This is a genomic window from Agrobacterium sp. V1, assembly GCF_030518355.1.
Classification (GTDB): Bacteria; Pseudomonadota; Alphaproteobacteria; order Rhizobiales; family Rhizobiaceae; genus Agrobacterium; species Agrobacterium cucumeris.
This window is the reverse complement of sequence record NZ_JAULSF010000001.1, coordinates 2,431,136-2,450,500: the sequence shown is the minus strand read 5'-3', so window position 1 is coordinate 2,450,500 and position 19,365 is coordinate 2,431,136. Positions and strand designations below refer to the sequence as shown.

The 19,365-nt window shown below is 57.9% G+C and carries 21 protein-coding genes; 12 read left to right on the top strand and 9 right to left on the bottom strand.

Annotated features, from left to right (window positions below; genetic code table 11):
- Positions 1-183: 183 nt before the first annotated feature.
- Positions 184-924 (top strand): thioredoxin family protein, encoded by a 741-nt coding sequence (locus QSV77_RS11855; protein WP_046799575.1) that lies wholly within the window; start codon positions 184-186, stop codon positions 922-924.
- A gap of 400 nt (positions 925-1,324) precedes the next feature.
- Positions 1,325-1,717, top strand: coding sequence for a DUF2794 domain-containing protein (locus tag QSV77_RS11850; protein ID WP_142842262.1), 393 nt, complete (start codon positions 1,325-1,327; stop codon positions 1,715-1,717).
- Positions 1,718-1,845: 128 nt separating this feature from the next.
- On the opposite strand, the gene QSV77_RS11845 is transcribed toward QSV77_RS11850, so the two are convergent.
- The 3 genes from QSV77_RS11845 to QSV77_RS11835 form a co-directional block, all read right to left on the bottom strand.
- Positions 1,846-2,583 carry a Bax inhibitor-1/YccA family protein gene (locus QSV77_RS11845; RefSeq protein WP_046799573.1) on the bottom strand — a complete coding sequence of 246 codons (738 nt, stop codon included), beginning with the start codon at positions 2,581-2,583 and terminating at the stop codon, positions 1,846-1,848.
- Positions 2,584-2,801: 218 nt separating this feature from the next.
- A complete protein-coding gene (locus QSV77_RS11840) occupies positions 2,802-5,363 on the bottom strand; it encodes an ABC transporter permease (protein ID WP_302733614.1) in 2,562 nt (853 codons plus the stop codon).
- Positions 5,360-6,070 (bottom strand): ABC transporter ATP-binding protein, encoded by a 711-nt coding sequence (locus QSV77_RS11835; RefSeq protein WP_302733613.1) that lies wholly within the window; start codon positions 6,068-6,070, stop codon positions 5,360-5,362. The genes QSV77_RS11840 and QSV77_RS11835 overlap by 4 nt, the downstream gene beginning before the upstream one ends.
- A gap of 103 nt (positions 6,071-6,173) precedes the next feature.
- On the opposite strand from QSV77_RS11835, the gene QSV77_RS11830 reads away from it, so the two are divergent.
- Together QSV77_RS11830 and thpR are read left to right on the top strand one after the other, a co-directional pair.
- Positions 6,174-6,824 carry an arylesterase gene (locus tag QSV77_RS11830; RefSeq protein WP_302733930.1) on the top strand — a complete coding sequence of 217 codons (651 nt, stop codon included), beginning with the start codon at positions 6,174-6,176 and terminating at the stop codon, positions 6,822-6,824.
- 68 nt (positions 6,825-6,892) lie between these two features.
- Entirely contained in the window at positions 6,893-7,486 is a 594-nt protein-coding gene (gene thpR, locus QSV77_RS11825; RefSeq protein ID WP_052818732.1) for an RNA 2',3'-cyclic phosphodiesterase, read from the top strand.
- Here thpR and QSV77_RS11820 read toward each other — a convergent pair.
- Entirely contained in the window at positions 7,420-7,899 is a 480-nt protein-coding gene (locus QSV77_RS11820) for a low molecular weight protein-tyrosine-phosphatase (RefSeq protein WP_302733612.1), read from the bottom strand. The two genes, thpR and QSV77_RS11820, sit on opposite strands and share 67 nt — an antisense overlap.
- Before the next feature lie 59 nt (positions 7,900-7,958).
- Between QSV77_RS11820 and QSV77_RS11815 the strand changes: the two genes are divergently transcribed.
- The 7 genes from QSV77_RS11815 to QSV77_RS11785 all read left to right on the top strand — a co-directional run bounded on the left by QSV77_RS11815 (position 7,959) and on the right by QSV77_RS11785 (position 13,776).
- Positions 7,959-8,264: a 4a-hydroxytetrahydrobiopterin dehydratase gene (locus QSV77_RS11815; protein WP_046799568.1), complete on the top strand. Its 306-nt coding sequence runs from the start codon at positions 7,959-7,961 to the stop codon at positions 8,262-8,264.
- A 51-nt stretch (positions 8,265-8,315) separates the two neighbouring features.
- On the top strand, positions 8,316-8,696 hold the full coding sequence (locus tag QSV77_RS11810) for a YkvA family protein (protein WP_142842268.1): 381 nt from the start codon (positions 8,316-8,318) through the stop codon (positions 8,694-8,696).
- A gap of 296 nt (positions 8,697-8,992) precedes the next feature.
- Positions 8,993-9,496, top strand: a complete 504-nt coding sequence (locus QSV77_RS11805; protein ID WP_003523183.1) for an invasion associated locus B family protein — start codon at positions 8,993-8,995, stop codon at positions 9,494-9,496.
- A gap of 266 nt (positions 9,497-9,762) precedes the next feature.
- Entirely contained in the window at positions 9,763-10,935 is a 1,173-nt protein-coding gene (rlmN, locus tag QSV77_RS11800; protein ID WP_077998729.1) for a 23S rRNA (adenine(2503)-C(2))-methyltransferase RlmN, read from the top strand.
- Between the two features lie 108 nt (positions 10,936-11,043).
- Positions 11,044-11,997, top strand: coding sequence for an ABC transporter substrate-binding protein (locus tag QSV77_RS11795; protein WP_142842269.1), 954 nt, complete (start codon positions 11,044-11,046; stop codon positions 11,995-11,997).
- Positions 11,998-12,103: 106 nt separating this feature from the next.
- A complete protein-coding gene (locus QSV77_RS11790; protein ID WP_080827112.1) occupies positions 12,104-12,985 on the top strand; it encodes an ABC transporter permease in 882 nt (293 codons plus the stop codon).
- Positions 12,982-13,776 (top strand): ABC transporter ATP-binding protein, encoded by a 795-nt coding sequence (locus QSV77_RS11785; protein ID WP_142842270.1) that lies wholly within the window; start codon positions 12,982-12,984, stop codon positions 13,774-13,776. Before QSV77_RS11790 ends, QSV77_RS11785 begins: the two co-directional genes overlap by 4 nt.
- Positions 13,777-13,816: 40 nt before the next feature.
- On the opposite strand, the gene QSV77_RS11780 is transcribed toward QSV77_RS11785, so the two are convergent.
- Both QSV77_RS11780 and QSV77_RS11775 read right to left on the bottom strand, forming a co-directional pair.
- Complete coding sequence (locus tag QSV77_RS11780) at positions 13,817-14,464, bottom strand: LysE family translocator (RefSeq protein ID WP_302733610.1); 648 nt, start codon at positions 14,462-14,464, stop codon at positions 13,817-13,819.
- 134 nt (positions 14,465-14,598) lie between these two features.
- Positions 14,599-15,453, bottom strand: coding sequence for an SDR family NAD(P)-dependent oxidoreductase (locus tag QSV77_RS11775; protein ID WP_302733609.1), 855 nt, complete (start codon positions 15,451-15,453; stop codon positions 14,599-14,601).
- 315 nt (positions 15,454-15,768) lie between these two features.
- Here QSV77_RS11775 and QSV77_RS11770 point away from each other — a divergent pair, with 315 nt between their 5' ends.
- Entirely contained in the window at positions 15,769-16,992 is a 1,224-nt protein-coding gene (locus QSV77_RS11770) for an argininosuccinate synthase (RefSeq protein WP_046799755.1), read from the top strand.
- A 54-nt stretch (positions 16,993-17,046) separates the two neighbouring features.
- On the opposite strand, the gene QSV77_RS11765 is transcribed toward QSV77_RS11770, so the two are convergent.
- From QSV77_RS11765 to QSV77_RS11755, 3 genes are all read right to left on the bottom strand, one after another.
- Positions 17,047-18,243 (bottom strand): multidrug effflux MFS transporter, encoded by a 1,197-nt coding sequence (locus tag QSV77_RS11765; protein WP_302733608.1) that lies wholly within the window; start codon positions 18,241-18,243, stop codon positions 17,047-17,049.
- Positions 18,244-18,248: 5 nt separating this feature from the next.
- The gene (locus QSV77_RS11760; protein ID WP_046799562.1) at positions 18,249-18,707 is read right to left on the bottom strand and encodes a MarR family winged helix-turn-helix transcriptional regulator; all 459 of its coding nucleotides are present in this window, start codon (positions 18,705-18,707) and stop codon (positions 18,249-18,251) included.
- A 133-nt stretch (positions 18,708-18,840) separates the two neighbouring features.
- Complete coding sequence (locus QSV77_RS11755) at positions 18,841-19,197, bottom strand: hypothetical protein (protein ID WP_302733607.1); 357 nt, start codon at positions 19,195-19,197, stop codon at positions 18,841-18,843.
- Positions 19,198-19,365 lie beyond the last annotated feature (168 nt).

The following is a 19,365-nucleotide window of genomic DNA, read 5'->3' as shown; positions in this document are numbered from 1 at the left end:
AACAAGAGACGCTGGGAAAAACTCCGGCGTCTCTTCCATTTCTTGATCTGTTTTTTTGTGATTGCCGCTCACCCCTTCGTGACTTTCTATTGAAGGGCAATAGACGTTATTTTCCGGTTTGCATCCGGGCAGGATTGATCGCATCAATTCGTCTGGATATCCTGCCGGACAAAGGTTTTCGTAATGCCATTGAAATTCCCCCTGTCGATATGTCTTCTCGGCACGTTCCTCGTCACCTCCGCGCAGGCGCAGGAGGCCGTGAAGGGCGTCGTCGAATTGTTCACATCACAGGGCTGCGCATCCTGCCCGCCGGCGGATGAAGCGCTGCGCAAGATGATCCAGAAGGGCGACGTCGTCGGTCTTTCCTACCATGTCGACTACTGGAATTACCTTGGCTGGACCGATTCTCTGGCATCCAAGGAAAATACCGAACGGCAATATGGTTACATGCGGGCGCTCGGCCGCAACGGTGTTTATACGCCACAGGCCATTCTTAACGGCCGTGACCATGTCAAGGGCGCGGATGTGCGCGGTATCTATGACAGGCTCGACGCTTTCAAGCGCGAAGGCCAGGGGCTGAACGTGCCGGTCTCGTCAAAATTTGCCGGCGATGAGGTGGAGATTGATATTGGTGCCGGTAATGGCAAGGCCGATGTCGTCGTTGCCTATTTCACCCGTGAACAGACGGTGGATGTGCAGAAAGGTGAGAACCAGGGGAAAAAAATGTCCTACTGGCACAGTGTCTATGACGTACAGACGGTCGGCATGTGGGATGGTTCGCCGATGACGGTGAAGCTTCCGGCGAGCGTCGTGGCAAAGGTGAAAAAGGGCGGCTGCGCCGTGCTCCTGCAGACGGCCAATGCCAGCGGTGATCCCGCGGCAATCGTCGGCGCAAGTATCCTGCTTGGAAATGAAACCCCCTGATCGCCTGTTGGGCGATTGAAGATCCGGTCCGGGCATTGGGGGCTGGGGGTAAAGGGTCAATGCACCGGACCGGGTCATCTTGGTGCCTAGGCATCAATTGACAATAGGACTATTCCACCCAATTCGGGCCATGGTTTGACCGAAATACGGCAGGCCATGCGAAAATGGCTGCCTAAATGGTTACCATTTTTTACCCCTGCTTTTGTTGCAGGCAGTGTCTTTGGCATCGTTGGGCGGCAATTTTTCAGGGTTACCTTCTTCCCGTTCTATAGCCGGCTGAAAGATGTTGAGGTCCATCCAGCGACGTCTGCACCGGTGCACAAGCGTCTCGCAAGGCTTGCAATTTCGCTTTCACAGGCTCACATTGATGAGACGACTTGGGTGGAATCGGAGGTATTGGATGACCGATCAACCGGATGTGCAGCAGGTGCAGACCGCTTCACGCGATAATTCCACCGTTGTCGATCTCCGCGAATACAGAAAAGACAAGGACCCTTTGCCGGTCACCTTTCATCGGCGTGAGCTGGATGCGATTCTGCGCATCTATGGCCGCATGGTGGGAGAGGGGGAATGGCGCGATTATGCCATTGACCACCTGAAGGAGAAGGCGGTGTTTTCCGTCTTTAAACGCTCAGGCGAAATGCCGCTCTACCGGATTGAGAAGAACCCCAAGCTGGCGGCGAAGCAGGGCGCTTATTGTGTGGTCAATACCGATGGCCGCATTCTCAAGCGTGGCCATGAGCTGCCGCAGGTTCTCAGGGTTTTCGACAAGGTTCTGAAACTGATCGAATGAGCTTCTGGAAGAGATAGCCCGCTTGGTGGATGCGACCGGCGGAAGAGCGATTATCAGTTACGAATGCTCACAAATAAAAAGGCGGCCGTGGGGCCGCCTTTCATCTGTCGTCTGTTGAACTCTCAACCTTAGTCGTCGCGGTTACCCATGAACTGCAGCAGGAAGGTGAAGAGGTTGATGAAGTCGAGGTAGAGCGTCAGCGCGCCCATGATAGCCTTGCGGCCAGCAACGGCAACGTCGTCACCATCAAAGTACATTTCCTTGATCTTCTGCGTGTCGTAGGCGGTCAGGCCTGCGAAGATCAGCACGCCGATCGCGGAGATCGCGAACTGCAGCGCGGAGGATGCAAGGAAGATGTTGACGATGGACGCGATGATCAGGCCGAACAGACCCATGATCAGGAACGAACCGAGACCCGAAAGGTTCTTTTTCGTCGTGTAACCGTAAAGCGAGAGCGCGCCGAACGAAGCAGCGGTCACGAAGAACGTCTGAACGATGCTCTGGCCGGTGAAGACGATGAAGATCGACGACAGCGACACGCCCATCAGCGCGGCATAGACCCAGAAGGTCGTCTGCGCGGCGGAAACGCTCATGTTCTGAATACGGAAGCTAAGGAAGAAAACCAGTGCCAGCGGTGCGAGCATGATGACCCAGCGCAGCGGAGATGCATAAAGCAGCTGCTGGAAGGCAGGGTTGGACGCAGCGAATGAGTAGGTTGCGAAAGCCGCAACGCCAGTGATGACCAGAGCCAGCGCCATCAGGTTGTAAACCTTCAGCATATAGGCGCGGAGACCTTCATCGATCATCGCACCAGTCTGTGCACGGGTCTGCGCCATGCGGTTCTGGTAGTTATTGAAGTCAGCCATTGTTTCCTCTTTTGAGCTCCGTAATTGCTACGGTGTCGGGATACCTCCCGGGCGCCGCTGCGGAGCTTCAGCAAGCCTGCCCAAGAATATGATGGCAGAACGTGTCCGATACAAGGCCTTTTGCAGTCGAAAAGACACCATATGCGCGAAAAGCGCTCACGTTTTGGCGATCATTACAAAGAATTAATCGCTAAAGTTAAGCGGGGCACAACCGATGATCATTCTCCCGCCTGCCGCAGAACCGGCGCCGCCTTCTGGCCGAGAATGCGCCAGGTGCCGATGAGGCCTATGCCAACAGTCATGACGAGGGCGACAACGAGGGTCCCTATCGCCACATCCGGCAGGAAACTGGAGGGCAACTTCATGATACGGGCGATCACGAACCATGCGGAGACGCCACCGGCGAAAAGCGCGAACACGGCGGTGGCGAGACCGAGCATCATATATTCGTAGGAGAACGCGCGGATCAGCAGGTTTCGCGTGCCACCCAGCGTTTTCAGGATCACCGCATCATGGGTGCGGGCACGGTTTCCGGCGGCAAGTGCGCCGGCGAGAACCAGAACAGAGGCAATGAGTGCGACGGCTGCTGCAGCGCGGATGGCGGTGGCGAGCTGGCCGACCAGCCGGTTGACGACATCGAGAGCGTCCTTCACGCGCACGCTTGTGATTGTCGGGTAGGTGTTGGTAACAGAACGCAATATCCGGCCTTCGTCGCTTGCGGAAGCGGAAGGATCGGTAAGTGTCGCCAGCCAGGCATGGGGTGCGCCGCGGAATGTATTCGGCGAAAAGACCATGACGAAATTGATCGACAGGGATTCCCATTCGACATTACGCAGATTGGCGATCTTTGCCGTGATACTGCGGCCGAGGACGTTGACGGTTACCGTGTCGCCGATCTTGAGGCCGAGTTCCTGTGCTTCTTTTGCCGCGAAGGAGACCAGCGGTTCACCGCTATAGTCCGGCCCCCACCATGCGCCTTCCGTGAGCTTCGCGTTTTCCGGCATGTTTTCGGAATAGGTTATGCCGCGATCGCCACGCAACAACCAGCGACCGGATGGCGGCACTTCCATCTTCGTCACATCTTGACCGTTGAGCGCCAGAATGCGGCCGCGCAGCATCGGCACCTCGGTCAGCGTGCCTTGTGGTGCTTCCCGTTTCAGCAGATCACGGAAGCCTTGCACCTCGCTGCCCTGAATATCCACGAAAAAGAAATTCGGTGCGCGTTCCGGCAGGCTGTCGGTCAGTTCGCGGCGCAGATTGCCGTCGATCAGCGTCAGGGTCACGAGCAGGGTCAGGCCAAGGCCAAGTGAAAGAACGACCGAAGGCGTGAGCGCTCCCGGCCGGTGAATATTACCGATCGCCAGACGAAGGGCGGCGGAATGAACGCGCGGGCTGCGTTTGGCGATGGCCTTGACGCCGGATGCCACCAGCCGCAGCACCACGAAGGCAAAAGCGATGGCGGCGAGGAAAACCGAGGCGATGAAACGGTCTTCCGCTGAGAAGATGGCAAGGGCGGCCAGCGCTGCCAGCAACAGGCCCGTGGCGGCCAGATAGGGCCAGGACGGCCAGCTGCCCTCCTCGAAACCCTGTTCGCGGAAAAGTGCCGTTGCCGGAACCTCACGCGCCTGGCCGAGCGGCACGATAGCGAAAGCAAACGTCGTCAGGAGGCCAAACAAAGCGGCGAGGCCGAGCGCACCGGGATAGAAGGCAAGTTCTTCCGGCACGGGCAGCACACCTTCCAGAAACCGCATGGCAATCAAAGGTGCGATGGCGCCAACAACAAGACCGATGACGATACCAACGGCGGCAATGAAGGCGATCTGGAAGAGATAGGTCATGGTGACCACGGAGGCCGGCGCGCCCAGGCATTTCAGCGAGGCGATCGTGGTGCGTTTGGAATCGAGGAAGGCGCGAACAGCGTTGGCGACACCGACGCCACCGACGATGAGGGCGGTGAGGCCCACCAATGTCAGGAACTGCGAGAAGCGGTTGACGTTTTCGGTGAGTGACGGCGCTGCCCGATCACTGGTGCGAATGGACCAACCGGCATTGGGAAAGGCCTTGTTGGCCGCATCGGTCATCGTTGCCCGCGCTGCAGGATCGTTCAGCTTGATCTTGTAGGCGTGTTCGACGAGGCTGCCGGTCTGAACGAGACCGGAGGCGAAGAGGGCGTCGCGGCTGATCATCAGCCGTGGCGCGAAACCGAAACCGTCGGAGAGTGCATCCGGCTCATCGACCACCGTGCCCGTCAGTTTCAGCTTTACGTTACCAAGCAGGACTTCGTCACCGATCTTGATGCCGAGCCGTTCCAGCAGCAGCGGTGCGGCAATCGCGCCATAGGTGTCGCCATTGCCGGCCAGAAGTTCATCCAGCGGCCGGTTGGGATCAGCCACGAAGGTTCCATAGAGCGGATAGGTGCCGTCGATAGCCTTCACTTCCGTCAGCGTCTGTTCGGAACCATCGGCAAGGCGGGCCATGGAGCGAAGCCCGGTGGAAACAGCAACCGTGCCAAGGCCATCCAGATAGGCCCGTTCCTCCTGTGTTGCCTCCCTGTTGCGCAGTTCGAAACGCACGTCGCCGGCAAGAATCGACTGGCCTTCGGTGGCAATGGCGCTGGTGACCGCGCGTGACACGGAATTAACGGCGGCGATGGCGCCGGTTCCCAGCGCGATACAGGCGAGGAAAATGTAGAAGCCGCTCAACCCGCCGCGAATTTCGCGCCGTGCGAGTCTTGCGGCATTTCTGATATTGGCGAAAGACGGAAGAAGGGATCCGATCATGCCGATACCGCCCGCGCCATCTGGGGGCGGGCGCTGTCGCCCTCAATCTCACCGGAGCGCACCTTGATCTGTCGCGAGCAGCGGGCGGCGAGCGACGGATCATGGGTAACGAGGACCATGGTCATGCCGCGTTCGGCCTGTTTGGCAAAAAGAAGATCGGCGATCTGCTTGCCGGTATCTGTATCGAGATTGCCAGTTGGTTCATCGGCGATCAGCACGGCCGGTGAGGGGGCAAGCGCGCGGGCGATGGCCACACGCTGTTGCTCGCCGCCTGAGAGCTGGCCGGGATAGTGGTTGAGGCGTTCACCGAGACCGACGGCGACCAGTTCGCGTTTGGCGATTTCGAAGGGATTGGGGGTATTGGCCAGTTCCAGCGGAACGGCGACGTTTTCCAACGCCGTCATATTGGCGATGAGGTGGAAGGACTGGAAAACGATGCCGATATTCTTGCCGCGAAAATCCGCCAGCGCATCTTCGCCGAGCCTGTGCAGTTGCGTATTCGCAATGACGATTTCACCGCTGTCCAGCCGCTCGAGACCGGCAAGCACCATCAGCAGCGTTGATTTCCCCGAGCCGGAAGGGCCGACGATGCCGACCGCTTCACCTTCACCGATCGAAAGATCGATGGCCTTGAGAACGTGAACGGAGGCGGCGGCGTTGCCGAGCGTGAGGTCGGCTTTCTTCAGCTCTATGATGCTTTTCGTCACAATTCTCGTTCCTATATAGGGTGATGAAAATGGTCTGGCGGTGTCGATGCGGTCGGTATTTCAGACAAAGGGAACCAAGTTAGGCCAAGTTAGGAAAGCCGTGATGAGATTTAAAGCTGCCCTGTTTCACTTCATTGTCATTTTCGCAGCCGCCTTTTCTGCCTCTGTGGCCTCGGCCCAGGAACGGACATTGCAACTCGTCGGCCTCGGTGACAGCCTCATGGCTGGGTATCAGTTGCCGCCCACCGACAGCTATACCGCACAGCTTGAAGCTGCATTAAAGGCGAAGGGCGTCAATGCCGTCGTCGCCAATGCCGGCGTGTCCGGTGATACCTCCTCTGGCGGTTTATCGCGGGCGGAATGGTCTGTGCCAGATGGTACGGACGGGGTCATTCTGGAACTTGGCGCCAATGATGCACTGCGTGGTATTGCCCCGGAACAGACAGAAAAGAACCTCGATGCCATCATTTCCGGTTTTCAGAAACGCAATATAGCGGTGCTGCTGGTCGGTATTATGGCGCCGCCGAACATGGGTGACGACTACGCCACGCGGTTCAATCCGATTTTTCCAAAGCTTGCGGAAAAATACAACCTGCCGCTTTATCCCTTCTTTCTGGAAGGTGTGGTGACGGATGATGCGCTGAAGCTGGATGACAAGATGCACCCCAATACGAAAGGTGTGGCAATGATGGTGGAGAAATCTTTGCCGGCTGTTGAAAGCTTCATCAAGACAATCGGTGCGCAAAAAAAATAAGCACTTGCGCCCGTCTGCATTGCGTGATTCGCTATGCTTGTTCTGCCAAGAGATTCGGGGAGCTCGCCATGCCGAGACTGTTTACCGCCCTCGAAATTCCGCGCAATGCGGCTATGAGCCTCTCATTGTTGCGCGGTGGTCTGCCGGGAGCCCGGTGGATCGATGTGGAGAATTATCACATAACCCTGCGTTTTATCGGTGATATCGACGGGCGAACCGCCGATGAGGTTGTCGACAGGCTGGATCGGATCGAAAGACCGGAGTTCCAGCTCAACCTCACCGGTATGGGTTCCTTCGGTTCCAAGAAACCGCATTCCATCTGGGCCGGGGTTTCTCCCTCACCGGAAATGCATGCGTTGCAGGCCGAAGTCGAGAGAATTTGTCAAAGGATCGGTCTCCCGCCTGATCCCCGCAAATTCATGCCGCATGTGACGCTGGCGCGGCTGCGCTCATCCCGTCTGGATGATGTGGTGCATTACCTTTCCGGACGCGGCAATTTCCGCACGTCGCCCTTCACGGTCGGACGTTTCGTGCTGATGTCGTCGAAGGAATCGGTGGGTGGTGGCCCTTATGTCGTGGAAGAGGCGTTTCCGCTTCACGAAGCGCGGTCCAGCTCCATCTTTTCGAGCAACGAGCTGCATCCCGCTAAAAGCATGTTGTAGACGGTCAGAAATCCGTCTTCACCACCGAAATAGGGATCCGGGACGCTCTCGTGGCGTCCCGAAGCGTAATCCAGAAACAGGTGGATTTTGTGCCTGCGGTTTTCCGGCGCCTTTTGAAGCAGTTTCGCCAGATTGCTCGTATCCATTGCAAGGATGAGATCGAAGTTTTCGAAATCGGCCTGACTGACCTGCCGCGCGCGCTGCCCTGAAATATCAATGCCATGCTTGCGGGCTATCGCGATGGATCGGCGATCCGGGGCATTGCCGGCATGCCAGCCGCCGGTGCCGGCGGAGTCGATCGTAAGTTGGCGGGATACACCGTCTCTATCGGCAAGGTTTGCCAAAACGCCTTCGGCAAGTGGTGAGCGGCAGATATTGCCCATGCAGACAAAAAGAACAGCTATATGTTTCATGGAATATGCGTCGATCCGGTCGTTGAGGCGTTAATGGGTATCAAGCGGAGGCAAGATTGATGAAATATCCCAGAGTTGAACCGGAAGCCATCCGGCAGGCATTGTCCAAGCTCGAAGGCTGGGCCCTGCGAGAGGATGGGGCGGCGATCGTCCGGTCCTTCAAGTTTTCCAGTTTTGCGGAGGCCTTCGGTTTCATGGCTGAATCGGCTCTTGCGGCGGAAAGGCTCAATCATCACCCGGAATGGTCCAATGTCTACTCACGCGTGAAAGTCTGCCTCACAACCCATGATTCACAGGGTGTAACCGAGCGGGATTTTCTTCTGGCCGAGGCCATGCAGAAGGCAGCGGCAGGCCGGGGGAATTGAACGGCGGACGTTAACTCCCATATAATAGCCGTGACCGGAGGACCGTCGATCATGGATGATGTGAAAATCGGTGAAATTCTTCTGCCGGGTGAAACCGACAGGCAGCAGGAGCGCGAAAATGTCGTGCGCGCCAAATTCTGGCCCAAGCTGAAGCGGGTGATGACCAAGGTGCCGTTCGCGCGTGACGCGGCGGCGGCCTATTATTGCGCGATTGATCGCGACACGCCGTTGCGTGCCAAGGGCATTATTCTCGCTGCGCTCGCCTATTTCATCATGCCCATCGATGCCGTGCCGGATATGCTGGCGGTTGTCGGTTTTACCGATGATATCGCGGTCATCACCGCCGCGCTCGCCATGATCCGCGCCCATATCAAGATGGAGCATTACGATGCGGCGGATGCCATGCTGAAGAGACAGCAGGAAGCCGGGTAACGCCTCTGTGATGTGCCCGCCCGGTGCAGCCTGGCGGGCGACAAATTCTTGCCTGAATTTGTGTGTCATACACATGAAGGAAGGTCGTTCCGCGCCCTTCCTCCAGGGTGCGGGGAGTCGCCAATCTGTAACACCGCAAGACGTTTTAGGCATTTTATGCGTGTTGTTGACGGTTTGGTAACCGCTTCCCGACCACAATGAGAAAAGACGATCCGCACCTGAACGTGGCCGATCCAGAAAATGGAGCCCGCCGCTGCTTCGGGCTAATGGAAGACAATAACCCGGCAGGAAATTCTATGTTTGTAAGAAGTGTAGCAACCGCAGCGGCCATTTTGCTGACCAGCGTCGGCGTAGCATCTGCACAGTCGCCCACGCGCATCCAGCAGTTCAATGCTTGGGGTGCCTATTCGTACAAATCGGGCAACAGCACCGTCTGCTACGTTCTTTCCATTCCGACCGCCAAGGAACCGGCAAGCGTCGATCACGGCGATATCTTCTTCATCGTGTCGCAGCGTCCCGGCCAGAACATTTCCTATGAGCCGCAGGCCATGGTGGGTTATCCGCTGAAGCAGGGTTCCAAGGTTAATGTGACGATCGACAACAAGAACTTCGTCATGTTCACCAAGGACAAGGCTGCCTGGGTTGAAAACGCTGCCGAAGAGCCCGCTCTCGTGGCTGCCATGAAGGGCGGCAAGTCGATGACGGTCAAGGCGGTTTCCGGCCGTGGCACCGCGACGTCCTATTCCTATTCGCTCTCGGGCATTTCGGCTGCTCTCAAGCAGATCGAGAGCTGCAAGTAATCCTGACGCTTTACCGCGTTTGATAATGGCCGGTCATCGACCGGCCATTTGCGTTTTTGCTTGTTTGATGCTAAAGGCGCGGCAACATTGACAGGCGGATGCGCGAAAAGTGCTCCGCCTTTGATTTTCTCGACATGCAGACGATTTTCCGCCTATCCGACAGGCCGGTCGTGCGATGCATGGAATGATGGGATAGCGTGATGTCCGTAATGCAAGCCACTGCCGGCCTGGCAGTCAAAACCCCGCTGATCGCCAATAGCGATCTCATGTCCGGCAAGCCGTCGCTGATCGGCCTGACGCGTGAGGAAATGGGCGAGGCGCTGGCCGAGATCGGCGTGCCGCAGAAGCAGGTGAAGATGCGCGTCAGCCAGTTGTGGAACTGGCTTTATGTGCGCGGCGTCTCGGATTTCGACAACATGACCAATGTCGCCAAGGAGCTTCGCGAGAAGCTGAAGGCGGCCTTCACCATCGCCCGTCCGGAAATCGTCGAGGAGCAGATCTCCAATGATGGCACCCGCAAATGGCTGATGCGCTTTCCGCCGCGCGGTGCCGGCCGTCCCGTTGAGATTGAAACGGTCTATATTCCGGAGGAAGGGCGCGGCACGTTGTGCATTTCTAGCCAGGTTGGCTGCTCGCTGACCTGTTCCTTCTGTCACACCGGCACCCAGCGTCTGGTGCGCAACCTGACGGCCGAGGAAATTCTTGCCCAGCTGCTGCTGGCGCGTGACCGGCTCGGCGATTTTCCGGATGGTTCGACACCGGTTGGCGCTTATGTGCCGAGCGAAGGCCGCAAGGTGTCCAACATCGTGATGATGGGCATGGGCGAGCCGCTCTATAATTTCGAGCACGTGAAGACCGCGCTTCTGATCGCGACCGATGGTGACGGCCTGTCGCTCTCCAAGCGCCGCGTAACGCTCTCCACCTCAGGCGTCGTGCCGGAAATCTTCCGTACCGGTGACGAGATTGGCGTGATGCTGGCGATTTCACTGCATGCGGTGCGCGACGATCTGCGTGACATGCTGGTGCCGATCAACAAGAAATATCCGCTGAAGGAACTGATCGAGGCCTGCCGCAACTATCCGGGTCTTTCCAATGCCCGCCGCATCACCTTCGAATATGTGATGCTGAAGGATGTGAACGACAGCCTGGAAGATGCCAAGATGCTGGTGCAGCTGCTGAAGGGCGTTCCGGCTAAGATCAACCTCATTCCGTTCAATCCGTGGCCGGGCACGAACTACCAGTGCTCCGAATGGGCGCAGATCGAAAAATTCGCCGATTTCATCAATCAGGCGGGTTATGCCTCGCCGATCCGCACCCCGCGCGGCCGCGATATTCTCGCCGCCTGCGGCCAGTTGAAGTCGGAATCGGAACGCATGCGCAAGACCGAAAGGCTGGCTTTCGAGGCGATGATGATCGCCAATCACGGCGCGGATGACTGAATCAGCCGCATTTGCGCCATAAAGCTGGTTTTCCGGCGGTTCTCCGATTGATTTCGGTCTGTCTTGTTCCTAGAAAGACGAAAACAGGGAACCAACAGGAGGATATCCATGCGCGCATTCATTCTGGCTCTCGCTGCTGCGAGCGCCATCGTTCTGCCGGCCAAGGCTGAAAACGTCACCGTTGCCGTCACCGCCATCGTCGAACATCCGGCACTTGACGCTGCCCGTGATGGCGTCAAGGCGGCCCTTGCCGAAGCAGGTTACAAGGAAGGCGAAAACCTCAAGTTCCTTTACGAGTCCGCGCAGGGCAATCCCGGCACCGCAGCGCAGATCGCCCGCCAGTTCGTCGGCGACGCGCCCAACGTCATCGTGCCGATTTCCACGCCGTCGGCTCAAGCCGTCGTTGCGGCCACGCGCGACATTCCGGTTGTCTTCACGGCCGTCTCCGATCCGGTTGGCGCACAGCTCATCAAGAGCATGGAAAAGCCCGGTGGCAATGTGACCGGCCTTTCCGACATGCTGCCGGTTGGCGAGCATCTGGCGCTCATCAAGGAAATTTCGCCGAACGCCAAGTCCATCGGCTTCATCTACAACTCCGCCGAAGCCAATTCCGCCTCGACGCTCGCCCTGCTGAAGGCCGAGGCCGAAAAGGCGGGCCTGAAGGTTGTCGAATCCGTCGCCACCAAGTCGGCGGAAGTCCAGGGCGCAACCCGTGCTCTGGTCGGCAAGGCCGACGTGATCTACGTTCCGACCGACAACACGATCGTTTCCGCTTTCGAGGCGGCAGCCGGTGTTGCAAGCGAAGCCAAGATCCCGCTTTACGCTGCTGATACGGATTCCGTCGCGCGTGGTGCGGTTGCGGCCCTCGGCTTCAACTATTTCGACGTTGGCAAACAGACCGGCGCCGTTGTTGTCCGCATCCTCAAGGGTGAAAAGCCCGGTGAAATTCCGGCAACCGTGGCTGTCGGCACCGATCTCGTCATCAACAAGAAGGTTGCCGAAAAAGTTGGCGTCACCTTCCCCGAAAGCGTGACGAAGCGCGCCACCAAGGTCATCGACTGAACCGAAACCAGACTGAATTACGGGCGGCGGTATTTCGCCGCCCGTTTTACGTGGCACGAGACGGTGCCCGTATCCGCCTGATGGCGGCAATAACAAGGACATTACCGTGAGCCAAATCGCCTTCTGGGGTGCCGTGGAGCTGGGACTGGTCTTCGCTTTCGTGGCGATCGGCGTCTATCTCGCTTTCCGGGTGCTTGATTTTCCTGACCTGACCGTGGACGGTTCGTTTCCGCTCGGCGCTGCTGTTGCTGCCGTGCTGATCATCGCCGGTCTGAATGCCTGGGTCGCGACGGCGGTTGCGATGGTTGCCGGTGCCGCCGCGGGCATGGTCACCGCAACGCTCAACGTGCGTTTCAAAATCCTCAACCTGCTTGCTTCGATCCTGACGATGATCGCGCTGTTTTCCGTCAATCTGCGGGTGATGGGAAAGCCGAATGTGGCGCTGCTCAATCAGGATACGATGATATCGCCGTTTTACGGCTTGGGCCTTTCCGAATATCTGGTGCGGCCGCTTTTCGTCGGCGCACTGGTGCTGATCGCGGTCATCCTCGTCTGGCGTTTTCTTGAAAGCGATGCGGGCCTCGCAATGCGGGCGACAGGGGCCAATGCGCGGATGGCGCGGGCGCAGGGCGTGAAGACCGGCAACCAGATCTATCTCGGCATGGCGCTTTCGAATGCGCTGGTCGCCCTTGGCGGCGCATTGTTCGCGCAGACCAATGGCTTTGCCGATGTGACCTCGGGTGTCGGCACCATCGTCGTCGGACTTGCCGCCGTCATCATCGGCGAGACGCTGTTCGGTGCGCGCGGCATTCTGATAGCGCTCATCGGCTGTGTTTTCGGCTCGATTGCCTATCGTCTCGCCATCCAGCTTGCCTTGTCGAGCGATGTGCTGGGTCTCAAGGCATCCGACCTCAATTTCGTAACGGCGGTATTGGTGGCCATCGCATTGATCCTGCCCCGACTGCGCCGTGGGGGAGCAACATCGTGATTTCCCTTTCCGACATCCAGGTCGTCTTCGGACGTGGCACGCCACTGCAAAAGCAGGCGCTGGCCAAGATCGATCTCACCATCGAAGATGGTTCCTTTGTCACCGTCATCGGTTCCAATGGCGCCGGCAAATCCACGCTTCTCGGTGTCTTGGCCGGCGACGTACTGCCGACGGCGGGCAAAGTGGTGATTGGTGGTGCCGACGTTACCCGCAAGCCGACCGCCAGCCGGGCCGGTCGGGTGGCACGCGTGTTTCAGGATCCACTCGCGGGTAGCTGCGGCGCACTCACCATCGAAGAAAATCTGGCGCTGGCGGCGTCGCGCGGAGAGCGCCGCGGGTTGTTGTCGGCGCTTGGACGAGGCAGGCGGGATTTCTTTAGAGAACGTATCGCCTCGCTCAATCTCGGTCTCGAAAACCGACTGAAGGATCGCATGGACCTGTTGTCCGGCGGACAGAGACAGGCAGTGTCGCTTGTCATGGCGACGCTTTCCGGCTCGGATGTGCTGCTGCTTGACGAACATACGGCAGCGCTCGATCCGGGCATGGCGGAATTCGTGATGGAATTGACCCGCAAGGTGGTATCGGAGCGCAAGCTGACGACTCTGATGGTCACCCATTCCATGCGCCAGGCGCTGGATTATGGCACCCGCACGATCATGCTGCATGCCGGTGAAATCGTACTCGACGTGTCCGGTGACAGCCGCAAGGATCTTGAAGTCGAAGATCTGATCGACATGTTCCGCAAGATACGCGGCCAGAAGCTGGATGACGACGAGCTTTTGATCGGCTGATCATTCTTAAAGGCGCCTTCCGGTGCCTTTTTATTTGTGCTCAGCGCGTCTGGGTGAAGATAATCTTGACGGCGAAAAGCGAAAAGACGCCGGCGATCGTGTAATCCAGTCCACGCAGAACCTTCCGGTTGCGTTGCAGCCAGGCGGACAGGACATCGGCGGCGACAACGATGCCGATACCGATCGGCAGCGCCACGATGATGGACCAGATGCCGAGGAAGATCAGCTTGCCGGTGACGTGTGGGTCGGAGGCGCTGACGAATTGCGGCAGGAAGGTCATGAAGAAGATGATGACCTTGGGGTTCAGCAGATTGACCCATATGCCGTTCAGCAAGGCCGATCTGAGCGAGGATTGCGGCTTTTCTCCATTGGTCTTCACCATCACGAAATCCGAGCCTTTACGGATCGCCTGAATGGCGAGCCAGACCAGATAGGCGGCGCCGCCGGTTTTCAGGATCATGAAGGCTGTCGGCGAGGCGACGATGAGGGCGGCGACACCGAAGGCGACCAGCATCGTATGCACGGTGATGCCGATATTGGTTCCGACCAGCGTCATGAAGCCCGCCGCCCGGCCTTCACGCAACGAGCGGCTGATCCAGAGCGTCATGTCTGGCCCCGGCGTCACCGCCAGAAGCAGAATGGCAATGGTGAAGGCAACAAGTGTTGGCAGGCTTGGAACGAAATCCATCGCGGCACCCATGAAAGCGGCAAATGATGCCGTTGCTTAACGCGATTTCGCGTTTCTGCCAATGTTTTTGAGCCGCGTTGCCCAATGTGACTGTGGGGAGCCGCCACACCGTTCAAAGTGCGGCGGCTGATTATTCAGTTCTTGAGGAAGCTGGTGAAGGCTGCGGAATATTCCGTGTGCCAGCGCGACAGCGGTGGGCGGTTCTGGACGATATCCTGGGCCGCCCAGAGAATGCGCTTCTCATCCGTCGGGCGGTCTACTTCGCCGTCCGGGCAGAGAATGTAGAAATCGCCCCGGCTGATGCTCTCGATCATGAAATCGACGGTCTGCTCGCCGGTCCATGCGCCCTGCGGCTTTTCCGTCCTGCCATTGGCGGTCAGGCCGGTGAAGACGAAACCGGGAATTAGCAGATGGGCAGAAACCGCGCCGTCAGGAATATTGCGCAATTCGTGCTGAAGCGCTTCCGTGAAGGTTTTGACGCCTGACTTGGAGACGTTGTAGGCGGGATCGCCGGGCGGCGTGGTGATGCCCTGTTTAGAGCCGGTATTGATGATGAGTGCCGCCTCGCCATGGGCAACCATGCCCTGGCCGAAGACGCGGCTGCCGTTCACAACGCCCATCAGATTGACATTGATGACTTTTTCCCAATTGGCCTGTGGTCCGAAAATGGCGCTGCCGGGCTGGATGCCGGCATTGTTCATGAGGACGTGGACGCGTCCGAAACGCTGGATCACGGCGCGTTCCAGCGCCTCCAGTTCATCGAGTTTCGATACGTCGGTCGGGATGGCGACGATCTGCGCTTCGCCGTCCCTGGCGACGGTCAGAATATCCGCATGCGCTGCGGCGAGCTTTTCACCGTCGAGATCGACGAGCACGACACTCATGCCGAAACTCGCAAATTTACGGGCGGCGGCAAGTCCGATGCCGGATGCCGCACCTGTTATGACAGCGACATTATCTTCCTTGAATGCAGGGTGGATGGTCGTCATAGGTTTCTCCTTCGCGTCGTTTCTGCTGTTTCCAGCGGTTTGCAACGTTGCCTGAACCTGAGTGGCTTCATTCACGGTCTTCAAGTCGATCGCGCCGCTTCATGATAAAGCGCGAATTTTCTAAATGCATGTGACAATCGCTTCGTTCCCGTCGGCGCGGCCGGTCATCACCCGTCGCCAGACGCCTCCATCAATTGTTTTGTCGCTTATCTCACGGAAAAGCGCTTCACACATTTCGGGTTGCACTGTAAAAGTGCCGAAATCCCAAGGAAATGGCGGTACGCGGATGCCGTCATCATGCAGATGGACATCATTATGGCACTTCCGAAAGACGTTAAGAAAGTCGTTCTCGCCTATTCCGGCGGTCTCGACACCTCGATCATCCTGAAATGGCTTCAGACGGAACTCGGCGCTGAAGTCGTGACCTTCACTGCCGATCTCGGCCAGGGCGAAGAGCTTGAGCCGGCGCGCAAGAAGGCCGAGATGCTGGGCATCAAGGAAATCTTCATCGAGGACGTCCGCGAAGAATTCGTGCGTGACTTCGTGTTCCCGATGTTCCGCGCCAACGCCGTTTATGAAGGCGTCTACCTGCTCGGCACCTCGATTGCCCGTCCGCTGATTTCCAAGCACCTGATCGAGATCGCCAAAAAGACCGGTGCCGACGCCATTGCCCATGGCGCGACCGGCAAGGGCAACGACCAGGTCCGCTTCGAGCTTTCGGCCTATGCGCTGAACCCTGACATCAAGATCATCGCGCCCTGGCGCGACTGGGCGTTCAAGAGCCGTACCGACCTTCTGGAATTCGCCGAACAGAACCAGATCCCGGTCGCCAAGGACAAGAAGGGCGAAGCACCTTTCTCGGTTGACGCCAACCTGCTGCACTCCTCTTCCGAGGGCAAGGTCTTGGAAGACCCGGCACGGGAAGCGCCGGAATATGTGCACATGCGCACCATTTCCCCGGAAGCGGCGCCCGACAAGGCAACCGTCATCAAGGTCGGCTTCCGCAAGGGCGACGCCTGCTCCATCAATGGTGTTGAAATGTCGCCCGCGACGCTTCTCGCCACGCTCAACAATTATGGTCGGGAAAACGGCATCGGCCGTCTTGATCTGGTCGAGAACCGTTTCGTCGGCATGAAGTCGCGCGGCGTTTATGAAACGCCCGGCGGCACGATCCTGCTTGCCGCACATCGTGCCATCGAATCCATCACGCTCGACCGGGGTGCAGCGCATCTCAAGGACGATCTGATGCCGCGTTACGCTGAACTCATCTATTACGGCTTCTGGTTCTCGCCGGAGCGTGAAATGCTTCAGGCCCTGATCGACAAGAGCCAGGAGCATGTGGAAGGCGAAGTGACGCTGAAGCTCTACAAGGGCAATGTCATGGTAACCGGCCGCGAGAGCGAAAAGTCGCTCTATTCCGACGCGCTGGTGACCTTCGAAGACGACCACGGCGCTTACGACCAGAAGGATGCCGCTGGTTTCATCAAGCTCAATGCGCTGCGTCTTCGCACGCTCGCCAAGCGTAATCTCAGCAAGTAATCTTGCTGACGTGATAATAAAGGAACCCGCTGGCGGTGACGCCGGCGGGTTTTTTCATGAATGTCTTTTGGAGACGATGCGAAAGCCGATGTAGCTGGCAATTGCTGTGAATTCCATTATCGGGATGATAATGCCAAAGCCGGTCAGCGGGGAGCCGATGAGTGAGGCCGCAGCACCGCCCGCAAATCCCGACCCCATCTGAACGAAGCCCATCATCGCCGAGGCCGAACCGGCAATATGCGGGAAGGGGGCAAGGGCCGCCGTCACCATCGAGGGGGTCAACAACGCAATGCCGATTGTCGCGACTGCCACGGGCCCCATGATCGAGAGGAAGGATGGCGGTATCAGGAAGACCGACAGGAAAATGAGAAGGCCACCTGTTCCCGAAAAACAGAGGCCGAGGATGACGGAGCGGCGGTCACCCAGTCGCGGCGCGATATAACGCAGGGTGATGGAGCCAAAGAAATAAGCGCCGGTCTGCATCAGCATGCCGACGCCGAAGGCGGTAGGGGTCATGCCGACTTCATTGATGAGAATGAAGGTCAGCATCGTGGCCTGCGCATAAAGAGCGCCGATGGAACTGCCGAGCACGAGTGCGGCAAACAGAAAACGTGGCTGGGTCAGCAATGTGCCATAGGCAGACAGGAGACGGCGGGGGCGGATCAGGTTTTTGTCCGGGACTGTCGTTTCTCGCAGAAAAGCCACGACGGAAAAGATGGCGATGGCCCCGAGACCGGCCATGAGGAAAAACACCGACTGCCAACCGAAGGCTGCAAGCGATAACCCGCCAATCGTCGGTCCCATTGCCGGGCCGACAGCCAGCATGATGCCGATGAGATTCATGATGCTGGAGGCATCAGCGCCAGTGAACTGGTCGCGCACCACGGCGCGCGCCACTGTCATTCCGACGGAGGCACCTACCCCCTGTACCAATCGTGCGAAGAGCAGGACTTCAATTGTCGGCGCAAAAACCGCAAGCAGCCCGCCGCCGAGAAAGATTGAAAGAAAGACCAGACTGGCCTTTCGCCGTCCAAAAGCGTCGGATGCCGGTCCGGCGATCAACTGGGCGACGGCGAAACCGGCAAAATAGAGCGACAGGCTGAGTTTGACGGCGGGTTCGGTGGTGGCAAAAACCCGTGTCAGTTCCGGCATGGCGGGTGTGTAGATCGCCATGGAAATGGGCGCCAGCGCCGTCAGTAACGCACCGAGTATTGCCGTGCGCTTTCTGGACATGATTGTTTCTGGCGACATTGCGATCAGCTGTTCTGGCTCGGCTGTTCCGGCTGCAGATTGTTGCGAAGTGTCTGCAGGAAGCTGCGGAAAAGTGCCACTTCTTCCTCGTTCAGGCCCTGGGTGGCGTGACGGACCAGCTGGTCGATTTCCTGCCGCACCGCTTCAAGCATGTCGGCGGAGGTTTTCGTCAACACGATGCGCTTGGAACGTCTGTCCTGCGGGTCCTGCTGGCGCTCGATGAGGTCAAGGGATTGCAGCTTGTCGAGATAGGCGCAGATCGTCATGGGCTCAATGCCGAGGCGGGCGGCGATGTCCGATTGTTTGCTGCCATCAACCACGGCAACCGTCAGCAATGCTCTCGCCTCGCCGGGGGTCAGGCCAAGGCCAGCCTCGGAAATGCGGCGCTCAAATGCACTGTTCAGCAGACGTGCGCCGCTGTTCAGCAAAAATGCCAATGAATCTTTTTCGCGTTTCGTGCCCATGTTTCGCCTTTTGGTAAGTCAGCCTTACTAAATTCCGGGCGATAATCAATGGTACACAAATCATATTGTCGAAAATCGAGTAAAGTATGTGTCTGTTCGGTTGTTATATGCTCGGCAAGATAGTCGAAGATCGTTACACCAAAGCAAAGAAAGACAGGATGTCCTGCATTTTTTGCGCCTCATCCGTCGTGCCGATGGAGCTGGCGATTTCGGCCCGGTCGGAAAAATACGACAGGAAGTCGAAATCCGTATCATCGGTCACGTTGGATATGTCGATTACCTCGCCATTGGCGTTCAGTGTCTGCACCGGCAGTTCAGAGGAAAGCTCAAGCCAGGTATCGTGGCCGATTTTCCCCGCATCATAATATTCCTGAGCGATTTCGCGCAATTCGCGCGGGCTGAGGCGGGTGAAATCGATGCGCTTCACCGTCTCCTCGAAGCCAGCACCTGCATCGGATTTGGCCGCCTTGCCGAAATCGGTATTACCCACGGATCTGGCATTTCTGGAATTGTCCCTGAAAAGGAAATTATTAGAGGACCTTAAAGAATAAATCTCCATTATACATATCTCCATCATGGGATATTATTTCAATAAACCAGATCATGTCGCTGCGGCTCCGGTCAATACTTTGCCGTGGAGACATTGGCGTATTCCACA